This is a genomic window from Methylophilus sp. DMC14 (assembly GCF_056314085.1).
In genome coordinates this window covers 29320-42751 of sequence record NZ_JBQUZA010000005.1, presented here as the reverse complement: position 1 = coordinate 42751, position 13432 = coordinate 29320, and the positions used below count along the sequence as shown (strand labels likewise).

At 51.1% G+C, this 13432-nt stretch carries 14 protein-coding genes; 6 read left to right on the top strand and 8 right to left on the bottom strand.

Annotated elements, in window-relative coordinates:
• Positions 1-132: 132 nt before the first annotated feature.
• From ACT53C_RS10955 to epsC, 3 genes are read right to left on the bottom strand one after another with little or no spacing between them, the layout of a single operon-like run.
• Positions 133-2046 (bottom strand): family 2A encapsulin nanocompartment cargo protein cysteine desulfurase, encoded by a 1914-nt coding sequence (locus ACT53C_RS10955; RefSeq protein ID WP_476146128.1) that lies wholly within the window; start codon positions 2044-2046, stop codon positions 133-135.
• Positions 2033-2947 (bottom strand): family 2A encapsulin nanocompartment shell protein, encoded by a 915-nt coding sequence (locus ACT53C_RS10950; protein WP_476146126.1) that lies wholly within the window; start codon positions 2945-2947, stop codon positions 2033-2035. The genes ACT53C_RS10955 and ACT53C_RS10950 overlap by 14 nt, the downstream gene beginning before the upstream one ends.
• 47 nt (positions 2948-2994) lie before the next feature.
• Positions 2995-3897, bottom strand: coding sequence for a serine O-acetyltransferase EpsC (epsC, locus tag ACT53C_RS10945; RefSeq protein WP_476146124.1), 903 nt, complete (start codon positions 3895-3897; stop codon positions 2995-2997).
• 307 nt (positions 3898-4204) lie between these two features.
• Here epsC and cysK point away from each other — a divergent pair, with 307 nt between their 5' ends.
• The 6 genes from cysK to ACT53C_RS10915 all read left to right on the top strand — a co-directional run bounded on the left by cysK (position 4205) and on the right by ACT53C_RS10915 (position 10195).
• Positions 4205-5188, top strand: coding sequence for a cysteine synthase A (gene cysK, locus ACT53C_RS10940; protein ID WP_476146122.1), 984 nt, complete (start codon positions 4205-4207; stop codon positions 5186-5188).
• Between the two features lie 215 nt (positions 5189-5403).
• A complete protein-coding gene (locus tag ACT53C_RS10935; protein WP_476146120.1) occupies positions 5404-6384 on the top strand; it encodes a sulfate ABC transporter substrate-binding protein in 981 nt (326 codons plus the stop codon).
• A gap of 71 nt (positions 6385-6455) precedes the next feature.
• Positions 6456-7325 (top strand): EAL domain-containing protein, encoded by an 870-nt coding sequence (locus ACT53C_RS10930; RefSeq protein ID WP_476146365.1) that lies wholly within the window; start codon positions 6456-6458, stop codon positions 7323-7325.
• 109 nt (positions 7326-7434) lie between these two features.
• Positions 7435-8268, top strand: coding sequence for a sulfate ABC transporter permease subunit CysT (cysT, locus tag ACT53C_RS10925; RefSeq protein WP_194747044.1), 834 nt, complete (start codon positions 7435-7437; stop codon positions 8266-8268).
• A 57-nt stretch (positions 8269-8325) separates the two neighbouring features.
• Complete coding sequence (gene cysW / locus ACT53C_RS10920; protein WP_476146118.1) at positions 8326-9216, top strand: sulfate ABC transporter permease subunit CysW; 891 nt, start codon at positions 8326-8328, stop codon at positions 9214-9216.
• 1 nt (position 9217) lies between these two features.
• Positions 9218-10195, top strand: a complete 978-nt coding sequence (locus ACT53C_RS10915) for a sulfate/molybdate ABC transporter ATP-binding protein (protein ID WP_476146116.1) — start codon at positions 9218-9220, stop codon at positions 10193-10195.
• A 190-nt stretch (positions 10196-10385) separates the two neighbouring features.
• Here ACT53C_RS10915 and ACT53C_RS10910 read toward each other — a convergent pair whose 3' ends face one another.
• The 5 genes from ACT53C_RS10910 to ACT53C_RS10890 all read right to left on the bottom strand — a co-directional run bounded on the left by ACT53C_RS10910 (position 10386) and on the right by ACT53C_RS10890 (position 13286).
• The gene (locus tag ACT53C_RS10910) at positions 10386-10754 is read right to left on the bottom strand and encodes a phenolic acid decarboxylase (RefSeq protein ID WP_476146114.1); all 369 of its coding nucleotides are present in this window, start codon (positions 10752-10754) and stop codon (positions 10386-10388) included.
• Positions 10755-11093: 339 nt separating this feature from the next.
• Positions 11094-11390, bottom strand: a complete 297-nt coding sequence (locus ACT53C_RS10905; RefSeq protein ID WP_476146112.1) for a hypothetical protein — start codon at positions 11388-11390, stop codon at positions 11094-11096.
• 70 nt (positions 11391-11460) lie between these two features.
• Positions 11461-11727: a hypothetical protein gene (locus ACT53C_RS10900; RefSeq protein ID WP_476146111.1), complete on the bottom strand. Its 267-nt coding sequence runs from the start codon at positions 11725-11727 to the stop codon at positions 11461-11463.
• Positions 11728-12194: 467 nt separating this feature from the next.
• Positions 12195-12491, bottom strand: a complete 297-nt coding sequence (locus ACT53C_RS10895; protein WP_338657306.1) for a hypothetical protein — start codon at positions 12489-12491, stop codon at positions 12195-12197.
• 444 nt (positions 12492-12935) lie between these two features.
• Positions 12936-13286, bottom strand: coding sequence for a hypothetical protein (locus ACT53C_RS10890; protein ID WP_338657308.1), 351 nt, complete (start codon positions 13284-13286; stop codon positions 12936-12938).
• Positions 13287-13432 lie beyond the last annotated feature (146 nt).

The following is a 13432-nucleotide window of genomic DNA, read 5'->3' as shown; positions in this document are numbered from 1 at the left end:
GAGCTATGCATTGCGATTCTACAGAGGCTTGCCGCGAATGTCACAATCTTGGCGGGCAACATAAAAACAATCCCCTGCCTTGGCAACGCGCACGCTGCACGGGCAGGGGATGAGCTATGTTACGCGGCTAGACTAGCCGTGATAGGACGCCAAGCGCTGTAACACCGCAATCATGCGGTCGATTTCATCATAAGTGTTGTAAAACGCCAGTGACGGCCGTACGGTGGTTTCAACACCAAAGCGACGCAAAATCGGCTGTGCACAATGATGGCCAGAACGTACGGCGATGCCTTCTTCATTGAGCGCTGCGCCTACCTCTTCGCTTTGATAGCCCTTGAGTGCAAAAGACAGCACACTGGCTTTATGTTTGGCTGTCCCGATCAGACGCAGATGGGGGATCTGGCACATGGCTGCCGTGGCATACTCCAGCAGGGCATGCTCATAGGCGGCGATATTTTCGATGCCTAGCCGTTCCACATACTGCAAGGCGGCACCTAATCCTACCGCATCGGCGATATTACCCGTGCCTGCTTCAAATTTGGCCGGGGCCGCGTGATACACCGTTTTTTCAAAGGTGACATCTTGTATCATGTTACCGCCGCCTTGCCAGGCAGGCATGTCTTGCAGCACATCGGCTTTGCCATACAAGGCACCAATGCCGGTGGGGCCAAAGATTTTGTGCCCTGAGAACACAAAAAAGTCAGCATCCAGCGTTTGTACATCGGTCCGCATGTGTGACACCGATTGCGCGCCATCCAGCAGCACTTTTGCGCCCGCCCTGTGAGCCATTGCAATCATTTCCTGAGCAGGCGTGACGGTCCCCAACGCATTTGACACTTGGGTAAACGACACCAGCTTGGTTTTTGCCGTCAGCAGCTTCTGGTATTCCTCCAACAGAATCTGGCCACTGTCATCCACCGGGATCACTTTCAGCACCGCCCCCGTTTCCTGACACAATTGCTGCCAAGGCACGATATTGGCGTGATGTTCCAGATGTGAGACCACAATTTCATCGCCTTGCCCCAGATGTTTTTTGCCCCAGGTTTTGGCGACCAGGTTAATCGCTTCCGTGGTCCCGCGTACAAAAATGACCTGATTCACCGAGGGCGCATTGATAAAACGACGCACGGTTTCGCGCGCTTCTTCATATGCATCCGTGGCGCGCGCGGCCAGGGCATGGGCGGCACGGTGAATATTCGAGTTTTCGTGCTGGTAGAAATAACTCACGCGGTCAATGACCACTTGTGGTTTTTGCGTGGTCGCCGCATTGTCAAACCAGACCAACTGGCGGCCATTCACCCGCTCATTGAGGATGGGAAAGTCACGCCGTACCGCATGCACATCGAATGCCGGATGCGCGGAAGCCGGCAGGCTGCCCGTCAACCCGGGTTCGGCTTGCAAAAAGTAAAACGATTGCGCGCCGGCTACCGGTGGTTTAGCCGCAGTTTGGGAGGAGTCCGCAGACGGTGGGGACTGTATTGCACCCGCCCCCAGCCAGCGATCCAGCTCCTGCTGGTAAGGAATCTCAATGCCCGTCCCGGCAAATGAGCCAGGAGTCAGAAAAGCAGCCTCGGGCTGCAATACATTCAGGTGGGCCGGATGGTTATGTAACGGGTCGCTACCCAAGGCTTCAATGCCAGGCACATACGTGAGCTGCTGCGCTTGCGCCTGCTGGGTGACGGGTTGCGCCTGCGTTTGCGCATAACTCGGTGACGCCACACCACCTGTGCCACCCACATTGACCAGCTTGGTGGTCAATGAGTCTGTAGGCGGGACAGATGGCTGTGGGGCATGCGAAGCCGCCAACGATTGCGCCAGGTCAGCTGCCGCAAATGGTGCCGTCGCCGGAAACCCTTCAGCGTAGAGGTCGTTGACCAGTTGCGTCAGCGTGGCGGTATCCAGCAAACCTGTGTTTTCCAGTTCGCGTCCTACACCCAGCGCAGCTGTCATCTTGGGATGCTCACCCGGCAATGAGGCCAAGATGGCCTCAGGCTCAAAACTGGCGCCATCAGTTAAAGTCAGGCCGAATGAATTACTTGTAGTCATAGTAATGATCAACTCCGACATCTTCCAGGACGGCAATCGCGTCTTCGGTCAGCACGGCCAGTGAGCAATACAGCGAGACCAGGTAAGAAGCAATCGCTTTATGGTTGATGCCCATAAAACGTACTGACAGGCCCATGGTTTGCTGGCCTGGCAAGTTCGGTTGATACAAGCCGATCACACCTTGCTTGCTCTCGCCTACACGCAGCAGCAAGATTTTGGATTTGCCGTTGACGATAGGCAGTTTGTCGCTAGGAATCAGTGGAACGCCACGCCAGGTCAAGAATTGTGAGCCGAATAAGGAAACGGTTGGGGGTGGCACGCCACGGCGGGTGCACTCACGGCCAAAGGCGGCAATTGCTTTCGGGTGCGCCAGGAAAAACGCAGGTTCTTTCCAGACTTTGGTCAGCAGCTCATCCAGGTCATCCGGTGTTGGGTAACCATTACGGGTTTTGATGTTTTGTGATTTGGCCACATTGTTGAGCAGGCCGTACTCTTTGTTGTTGATCAGTTCGCTTTCCTGGCGCTCTTTGACTACTTCAATAGTCAGGCGCAGTTGCTCTTTGATCTGGTTGTGCGGGCTGCTATAAAGGTCAGACACCCGTGTATGCACATCGACCACGGTATTCACCGCGTTTAGCACATATTCACGGCCCCATTCCTCATAATCGACAAAGGTTGCTGGCAGCTCTTTTTCATCTTTGTTGGAGCAGTCGACAGTAATGGCGTTGGGGTCTTTGGCCTTGTTGACACGGTAAATACCGGCTTCTACCGGTACCCAGTTGAGCAAATGCACCAGCCAGCGCGGGCTGATGGTGCTGAGCATGGGCACCGATTTGGTGGCATTGGCAAGCGTGCGGGCGGCGACATCGCCCAAAGCGCTTTGAAAAGGTTGTTCTGACATGAGGTCTCCTTAAAGTGCAACTATGAATAGGTTGCAATAGTTAAAAATCAAGCGGCAGCCGGAATCGGTTTGGCATCCGAATGCGCTTGTGTGAGGTGACTGTTGGCAGGCACGCTGCGCGTAACCCAGACATTGCCGCCAATAATCGAATGTTTGCCGATGGTGATGCGGCCAAGAATGGTGGCCCCGGCATACACCACCACGTAATCTTCCAGAATGGGGTGGCGTTCAAATTTCTTCACCAGGTGGCCATTGGCATCTTTGGGAAAGTTTTTTGCACCCAATGTCACGGCCTGGTACAGGCGGACGTGGTGTCCAATAATCGCCGTCTCCCCAATGACCACGCCAGTACCATGATCAATAAAAAAGTAATCGCCGATATGGGCGCCAGGATGAATATCAATACCGGTTTGCGAATGGGCGATTTCGGTGATCAGGCGTGCCGTAATGGTCAAACCCAAGCCGTGTAAAACATGCGCCAGCCGGTAATGAATCAATGCGAGAATGCCAGGATAGCTGACCAGAATTTCATCCACGCTGTCCGCGGCCGGATCGCCTTGATAAGCGGCTTCAAGGTCGGTATCCAACTGGCGGCGAGTCGCAGGCAATTGCTCGGCAAAGGTCTGCGTGAGGGCATGTGATTGTGCATTGAACTGGCTGGCGGCGGTCCCCGGGGCTTTAAACGCCAGTTCAAGACGAATTTGTTGCTGCAATTCCCGCAAGGCTTTATCCAGCGTCGTCCCCACATAAAAGTTAATGGCATGTGGTTGAATGTCTGAATCACCCAGCCGGTTGGGGAACAGCGCCGCAGCCAGGCCTTCCACGCATCTGGCCAGCACCTTGCGTGAAGGCAGCTTAGGTGGTTGCGTCAAGCGCTGGCGTTGTTGCAATGCATGTTCGCGGATGCCCGCCAGTTGTTGCACGATGTGCTCGATGGCAATTTCTTGCATCGTGGATTCCTTGTCATAGTAAGTACGCGATCGCTGACGGCAGGCGAAAAAAAAGCCAGTGGCCCGGTGGGACACTGGCTTCCAGTTGACTGGTCAGCATGAATCTCTTTCCACTATAGAATAATCCGCAGCAAATGAACAGGGTGGCTACTAGAATCGTTGCTTATTTGATTATGTGTTTCGGTTATTAGCAGGCCCTAGCCAGCTTCATATAACTATTAAATATATTTATCTCTTAAAAAATTATTTTTAAATTACTTCTGCGCTTTTTAAACTAAAGTCACTGTTTTTAGTTAAAGAGCCCCTTATGTCACACTGGTTTAACGACAATGCACAATCCATCGGCAATACGCCCTTAGTGCGCCTGAACCACCTGACCGCCCCTGGTCAGGCCACCATTTTTGCCAAAATTGAAGGCCGTAATCCGGCTTACTCCGTCAAGTGCCGGATTGGTGCGGCGCTGATCTGGGATGCAGAACAAAAAGGCTTGCTGGGTCCTGGGAAAGAAATCGTAGAGCCTACTAGCGGCAATACTGGCATCGCACTGGCCTTTGTCGCCGCTGCACGGGGCATCCCCATTACCTTAACCATGCCGGAAACCATGAGCCTGGAGCGGCGTAAATTGCTGATTGCATATGGTGCCAAATTGGTGCTGACTGAAGGCGCCAAAGGCATGAAAGGCGCTGTGGCCAAGGCAGAAGAAATTGCCGCGGCGGATCCAGCACGTTATGTGTTGTTGCAACAGTTCAAAAATCCGGCCAATCCGGCCATTCATGAACAAACCACAGGCCCCGAAATCTGGCGCGATACCAATGGCGAGGTGGATATTCTGGTTTCAGGGGTGGGCACCGGCGGCACCATTACCGGCGTTTCCCGCTATTTCAAACAGACGCAGCATAAGAACATTCTCTCTGTTGCGGTAGAACCGGCAGCCAGTCCGGTATTGACCCAGTTTAGGGCGGGTGAAGCGCTCGCGCCATCACCACACAAAATCCAAGGCATAGGCGCAGGCTTCGTGCCGGATATTCTGGATTTAAGTCTGGTAGATGACATCGCACAAGTGACAAATGAAGAGGCCATTTTATTCGCCAGACGGCTGGCGCGCGAAGAGGGCATTCTGGCTGGCATTTCTTGCGGAGCAGCGGTTGCGGTGGCCGTGAGATATGCGGCACTGCCTGAGCATGCGGGTAAAAATATCGTGGTGATTTTGCCAGACTCTGGCGAGCGCTATTTGAGTTCAGTGTTGTTTGATGGGATATTTGACGAGCAAGGGCTAAGTGTTTCTGCTTAAAGTGTCTCGGCTTAAATGTGTCTCAAGTTAAAGTGTCACAGTATTTGCTGAGGTCCTGTTCAGGCCTTAATTGAAAACGCCAGTGCTTGCACTGGCGTTTTTTATGCCTAAGAGTTTTATTATTCTTTTAAATTATAATTATATTTTATTTTATTCTTTTTAAAACTATAAAATTCCCGCTATAGTGCCTCCCTATTGAGATCAGGGAGTTGCTTATGTCGTCTTTTATCCGTCACTTATTGCTATGGGCTGCACTGGCACATGCGCCAGTACAAGCTGCTGAATTATTGAATGTGTCTTACGATGTGACGCGTGAGTTTTACAAAGAATTCAACCCTGCATTCATCCAGTATTGGAAAGAAAAAACCGGCGAAACGGTGACCATTAACCAGTCACACGGCGGTTCAACCAAGCAGGCCCGTGCCGTGGTCGACGGTTTACCTGCAGATGTGATTACCATGAACCGTAGCGCCGATATTGATATTCTGGCGCAAAAAGCCAAATTGATCCCGGCAAACTGGCAGAGCAGATTACCCAATAACAGCGTGCCCAGCGCTTCACCCACAGTGTTTCTGGTCCGTAAAGGCAACCCCAAGCAGATTAAAGACTGGGATGACCTGGTCAGGCCCGGCGTGGCAGCAGTGATTCCTAACCCAAAAACGTCAGGCAATGGCAAGTATAGCTATTTGGGCGCCTGGGGTTTTATCACGCAAAAAGGCGGTGATGCCAGCAAGGCGCGCCAATTCGTGACCCAGGTATTCAAACATGTGCCAGTGCTGGATACCGGTGGCCGTGGCGCAACTACCACTTTTGCCCAGCGCGAAATTGGCGATGTGTTGGTGACCTTTGAAAACGAGGCGTATTTGCTGCAAAAAGAATTGGGCGAAGACAAGTTTGAGTTGGTGTATCCGTCTATCACCGTGCTGGCCGAGAACCCGGTGGCATTGGTTGACAAAGTGGTCGATAAAAAAGGCACGCGCAAGCTGGCACAAGCCTATCTTGAGTTTCATTTTTCGCCAGCGGGTCAGGCCTTGGCGGCCAAACATTATTTACGGCCACAAGTGGCTGAAGGGGCCCAACCAAGCTTTAAAAAGCTGAATACGTTTACGGTCAAACAAGCGTTTGGCAGTTGGAATGAAGCCGAAAACACGCATTTTAGTGATGGCGGCATCTTCGATCAGATTTATCAAAAATAGCGTTTAAACATTATTGCCTGGCGGAAACCATAGCTTAGCGCAGGCATGCCTAAACGCAGAAAGGAGTCATGATGACACAAAAACAGTTACCCCCGGAACCGGAGCACATTGTGCAATTGCGCGCCGAACTCAAGCAGGTGCTTGCGCTGGACTTGGAAGAGTTGGGCTTGCTGGAAGCCAGCTCAGGCGAATATGAAAGTACCTTTATCGGCGTGCATCTGAAAACCGCTTTTCAGCCGATCTACGATGCCAAGCAAGGGGATATTTATGGCTATGAAGCTCTGATTCGTCCCTCATTGTTTGGCACCCTGGGCAGCACCCCCGAGTTTGCGTTTACCTATGCCGAGCAGTCCGGCAAGCTGGTGCAGTTTGACCGCGTATGCCGCTCGCAGCACGTGCTCAATTACCGGGCCATCCATCAGGAAAACGGCTTGCTGTTTTTAAACGTGCATCCAAAATTACTGCTGGAGGTCAGCGCCCACGGCAAGGTGTTTGAGCAGATCCTGCATAAGTATTCGGTGCCTACGCATCGCGTTGTGCTCGAGATCAACGAGTCGCTGATCGAGCAGGACAAGCACCTGATCGCTGCCGTGGAGAACTATCGCGCCTTGGGCTACCAGATTGCGTTTGATCATGTCGGTGGCCACCAAAGCAAGTTATACCGCTTGTGGAGTGTGCAGCATGACTTTATCAAGTTTGATGTCTCTGTGATTCACCAGGCCGCGCAACAACCGGGCTTGGCCAAGGCACTCAAGGGGCTGGTATCCAGCGTGCAGGATCTGGGCAGCACGCCGGTGATTGTGGGCATTGAAACCCAGCAGCAACTGGATATTGCGATCTCGGCCGGGGCGACCGTGTTGCAGGGCAACTTGCTGGCTGCACCGGTGGTGGCCAAGGTCATTAATGACCAATACCAGCACCGCACGCCAAAAGTTGCCTAATCCATCACGCTTTATATAACAGGCGCTTATAAATTAATGATTATTCATTCTTTAATGATTTAAAAGAATGCAGCTATATTAGCGCCTGTTTAACGGATCACCATACACCATGGCATCACAAAAAAAGAAACATTTACTCCCCGGCTTTGGCTTGTCACTCGGCTACACGCTGGTCTACCTAAGCCTAATCGTTCTCATCCCTTTAGCCGCTGTTTTCCTGCGCACCACCGAGCTCAGCTGGCATGAGTTTTGGGCGGTGGTCACCACGCCGCGCGTGGTTGCTACCTATAAACTAACCTTTGGCGCCTCATTGATTGCAGCGCTGATTAATCTGGTATTTGGCCTGCTCACTGCGTGGGTCTTTGTCAGGTATCAGTTTTTTGGCAAAAAAGTGTTCGATGCACTGGTCGACTTGCCGTTTGCCTTGCCGACGGCTGTGGCCGGGATTTCACTCACAGCGATTTATGCGCCGAATGGCTGGTTAGGCCATTGGCTGGAGCCGCATGGCATTAAAGTCGCCTTTACCCCACTTGGCGTGGTGGTGGCGCTCACCTTTATTGGCTTGCCGTTTGTGGTGCGTACCGTACAACCGGTGCTCGAAGACTTTAGTGCCGAGGCCGAAGAAGCCGCGGCCAGCTTGGGCGCCAACCGCTGGCAAACTTTTTACAAAATTATTCTGCCCGCCATCTGGCCGGCGCTACTCACCGGTTTCTCGCTGGCATTTGCCCGCGCGGTGGGGGAGTATGGGTCGGTCATCTTTATCGCCGGCAATATGCCGATGATTTCCGAGATTACGCCGCTTATGATCATCACCAAACTTGAACAATATGATTATGCGGGCGCCACGGCCATTGCCGTTGTGATGCTGGTGATTTCGTTTGTGTTGCTGTTATTGATCAACTTGCTGCAATGGTGGAGCAGTCACCGCCATGGCGCTAAATAATCGGTAGCCGCTCAAAGCATAGCGTTGCGTATATTTTGATAAACCATAGGTAGGATGATGCAAACCACACAATTTCAACAATATCAGGGCAAAGTGGCCTACAAACGCGCCACCTCTGAACCCACCTGGATCCGCTGGGGCTTGATTGGCCTGGCGCTGGCGTTTTTAGGGCTGTTTTTGCTGGTGCCGCTGGCGGCCGTTTTTACCGAGGCCTTGCGCAAAGGCTGGGACGTCTACCTGGCTGCGATCACCGAAGCTGATGCCTTGTCCGCGATGAAGCTGACTCTGATCGCCTCGTTGATCTCGGTGCCTCTGAATCTGGTATTTGGCGTGGCCGCCGCCTGGGCGATTACCAAGTTTGACTTTAAAGGCAAAAGCTTTTTGATCACCCTGATTGACCTGCCGTTTGCCGTCTCGCCAGTGATTGCCGGGTTGATCTTTGTGCTGATTTTTGGCCTGCAAGGCTGGTTTGGCGAATGGTTGATCGATCACGATCTAAAAGTGGTGTTTGCCGTGCCAGGCATTGTGCTGGCGACGATTTTTGTGACCTTTCCGTTTGTGGCGCGCGAGTTGATTCCGCTCATGCAGGCGCAAGGCAAAGAAGAGGAAGAGGCTGCACTGGTGCTGGGCGCCTCTGGCTGGAAAATGCTGTGGCATGTGACCCTGCCCAATGTGAAGTGGGGCCTGATTTACGGCGTGATCTTGACTAACGCACGGGCCATGGGCGAGTTTGGTGCCGTGTCTGTGGTGTCTGGCCATATCCGCGGCCTCACCAACACCATGCCTTTGCATGTTGAGATTTTGTATAACGAATATAACTACGCGGCGGCCTTTGCTGTGGCTTCATTACTCACGCTGCTGGCCCTTGTAACCCTGATTTTGAAAACCTATGTTGAATGGCAGGCATCCCGCGATGCCGCCGCGATTGAAAAGGAAGTGACGGCTTAAGATGAGCATTACCATACAACAGATCAATAAAGGGTTTGGCCAGTTTAGTGCCCTGCGCGATATCAATCTGCAAGTCCCCTCAGGCGAGCTGGTGGCCTTACTTGGGCCTTCAGGCTGCGGCAAAACCACGCTGTTACGCATTATCGCTGGCCTGGAGACCCCGGACAGCGGCCAGGTGCTGTTTGATGGTGTAGACACCACCCACCGTGATGTGCGCGAGCGCCAGGTTGGTTTTGTGTTCCAGCATTATGCGCTGTTCCGCCATATGACCGTGTTTGAAAACGTCGCCTTTGGCCTGCGCGTGCGCCCCAAAGAAACGCGCCCGTCAGAAGCCGAAATCAAAAAACGCGTGCATGACTTGCTCAAGCTGGTACAGCTCGACTGGTTGGCTGACCGCTATCCACCGCAATTGTCTGGCGGCCAGCGCCAACGGATTGCCTTGGCACGTGCCTTGGCCGTCGAGCCAAAAGTACTGTTGCTGGACGAGCCATTTGGCGCGCTAGACGCCAAAGTGCGTAAAGACCTGCGCCGCTGGTTGCGCCGCCTGCATGACGAACTGCATGTGACCAGCGTATTCGTCACGCATGACCAGGAAGAAGCGCTCGAAGTCGCCGACACCATCGTCGTCATGAATCACGGTCAGGTTGAGCAGGTCGGGTCACCGCAAGCGGTGTATGACCAACCCGCCACGCCCTTTGTGTATGAGTTTTTAGGCAATGTGAACGCCTTTGAAACCCCGCAAGGCAAAGGCTTTGTGCGTCCATATGAGATTGCCGTAAGCCGAGAAGCAGACGCGCAAAGTATTGCCGGATCGCTCACCTACGTGCATTCAGTCGGCTCACTGGTACGTTTGGAAATCAAGCGTGCAGACAATGAGCAATATGTGGATGTGGAGTTGGGCCGTGAGCAGTTTAACCAGTTAAGTTTCAAGCAGGGGGAGACGGTTTACCTGAAGCCGATACAATTGCGGGTGTTTTAATTTGACTTAGTAAATACAAAGGCGCAGCGATTATGGCTGCGCTTTTTTGCATTTGTGGTAATCAACGATTATTAAATGGCTGAAAGCAACTCATCGTTTGTCGAGAATGATTTCAACGCGTGGGCAACAAGTTGCCCACCCTACAAACTGCATGGCGAATGGACATCATCGTTCGCCATGCAGGTAAATCTCACTTCTCGCGTACGATAGCCCCTGAAATCACATAGCGTTCCTTGCCATCAATAATGGTCGAATACACCTTCATGGTGTTCAGGTTGACTACCTGAGTGACGGTGATTCCAGTTTTCTCAACCCAGCTAGCAAAGTAAATCTTATCGGCTATTTTAAAGCGATCAGGGCGCTCCTTGCCGCTGGCACCTTTCTCTGACCCTTCTACGCAGGTCCATGTCATGAGTTGCGGGTCTTTGACCTCCACCCGGTAAATGCTTCCGCCATCATATTTGTAAAGAAACTGCCCAATAAATGCCTCAGCGGCATGCGCTGCAGGTATCCAAGTTGAAAAGAGTAAAGAGCTGAACAAGAGATATAGCGATTTCATGCGTACTTTCCTAAAGTGTGTTTTCTGTCAGTGTCATCGGTTAAAAATGTAAGTATAGTAGGGTGCGCAACTAGTTGCCCACGCGTCACAATACCCAAACGCTCTAACTATCCCCCAATTCACGCTCTTCAAAAGCTAACTTACTTTCCCAACTTTCAGCAAAAATATTCACCTTTGAGTCGCGATGAAAAGTGGAGTAAGGCTACCCTCAGTGCCCTTGCCAAATCCTGAGCATTAGCCAGCATCTTGATGGTTTTGGCCTGCTAAGGAATAAAAAAAACCGCCCAAAAAACAGGCGGGTAACACAGAGAGATTTAAAATCGTTTTCTAAATCAGGCGTTAGTCAGGGTTATGCGGTGCAACATATGGTCGTTTACCAATAAAATTCATTTGATGTTGATTATGTTTCATCAATTTCTTTTCGGCTTGTTCAGGGTCTTCAGCCACTAAACCAGTGCCTTCCCAGGCTTGATCAGCTCCCTTGGCTGGTTTATCAAGAATTTTGTTGTAGGGACGTTTCCCGATAAAGTGATTGTGATGTGACTGGCCTACACTTTGCTCGTTATCTGGTAAGTCAGCTGCATTTACTTGCGCCACAAAGCCTAAAGCCAATATGGTTAAAAATAATTTTTTCATTTGTAATCTCCTAAATTTGTCCTAAAGCAATTGGGGCGCTTCACTTTTCGCGTGGACCCTATGCCGTGGATTAAAAAGCGCGTTTACCAAGCATGTGCAGTTTTTGCACTTCATGAACGTTCGCACGTCCGCTGTTACCATCCACCACCAGTGTCGCACCTACCCAGGGTTGCTCAATTTCAGCTTTGGCAACCACTGGTTGAGCATATGGACGCTTGCTCAAAAAGTGTTGAGCAGTTTGTACTTTTTCAATTCCACCATTTTGTTCAACCGCCACTACTGGGGCAGCAACAATAAAACCACTTACTAAAGCAATTGCAGAAATAACGTTACGCATGTTTGTTCTCCTATCTGTTAGTCAATGTGATGGCAATCTGTTAAAAATTTGCTCAATCACTATGGTTTGCATTATGCGCGGACTTTTTCCATAAATCGTCTATAGATATAGGTAGGTTGGTATATACCAAGCGGCATACTTGGATTGATTTAAGGATAAGAAAAATCAGGGCTGAGATCAGCTATTTCCTAGTCTCAAGGAGGATTCGATGATCACAATAACGGTGTAGCAATAGGGTAGCTTCCCGCAGCGCAAAGCGCACATCGTCATCACATAAAAACCGTTGCTTACGGTAAGTGACTACTCTGAAAGGTAACTTGCTTTAGGAGGGGTGACGCGGCGGTGATGCAATATTGAATCAATTTGCGAGGGATTTAACGCGTGGGCAACAAGCTGCCCACCCTACAGGGCTAACGTCTGAATTCAGCGGCAGCCGAAGGCTGTCCGCTGGAATGGTGGGTTAGCCGTCACAATGAAGCTCCTGCAACTATGGCTGAGATGTCCTCGGCCGAGAGAAAGGCCTTGCCTGACGCCAAGTCCGGCAGAACTTGAACCAGCCGCGCCAGCCCGACACGGCGAAGCTGCAGCTCAAGTTCCTTCCGGTCTGCTGAGCGCACGAACTCTGCAGGCGAGAAGTCGTAGTAGAGCTCGTTAAATGATGAGCCGTACGAGACCTCGAACCGGTGAGTTCCTTCCTGCATGCGATGGGCAAGTTCGAACGTTGCGAACTCCGGTGGGTTTGAAAGCAGCGTCTTGCCTCTCATGATGGCTAACGTTTGAATTAAGGGGCGCCGTTAGGCGTCCCGCTTGAATGATGGGTTAGAGCGATATTTAAATAGCAACAACCCAATAACCAATATATTAAATAACGCCAAACATGAAACAAGCCAAATACTAGGCAACTGACTTATTATTTGCGAGCGCCCCAAAGAAGCAGACTTAATAAGAGCAGCTTGAACTTCCGGTTGTGAACAGGCTGAGCACGATATTTCTTTGGGCACAATTTGAGCCCAAGTAACAAAGCCAGTACCCACCGATGTAACCACCCAAATTAAATTGGAAATTACAGTTAGTAGAAATAAAATCCAGCGAACCATATGTAGCTCTAACGTTGGAGGTAAGGGGCTGGCGACACTCTTCGCTTAACCCTCGTTATTAATAAACAATTCATAAAAGCATCTTCTCGCCAGTCCCGCTTGAATGATGGGTTAGGTGTTTGTTTTAACATGGCGAGACCTTATAAGTAACCCTAAGCCAGCAAAAGTTAAAATAAGAAAAGGACTGAACCAGCTAACAAAAATGTAAGTGCTACTGGCTTCTTGCGCAATAGCTGCTCCCATGTATGGGTCATTAACTTCGAATAGCCCAGATAATGTTAGCAGCCCTAACATTGGTAAGACAATAAGCAATAGCGTGGGGTTAAAACGAGCTGACAAATACGATGCAATGACACCAACAACCATTGTTATTGAAATTGATAAAAGCGAAGGCATTTTATCCATGACTTCGGCATTGCAGATTGCCGGGAATAGCAAAAATATGATTAATGCAACTCTCATGACACCTAACGTTAGAGGTAAGCGGACTGCCGAAGGCAGGTCCGCTTGACCGAAAGGTTAGAGGTTTGCATGTGCAACCCGGGAGTTAGCTGGCTCCCAGTAACCACCACTGCCGTGATAGGTCTCGGCGTGAAGCAAAAACTCTT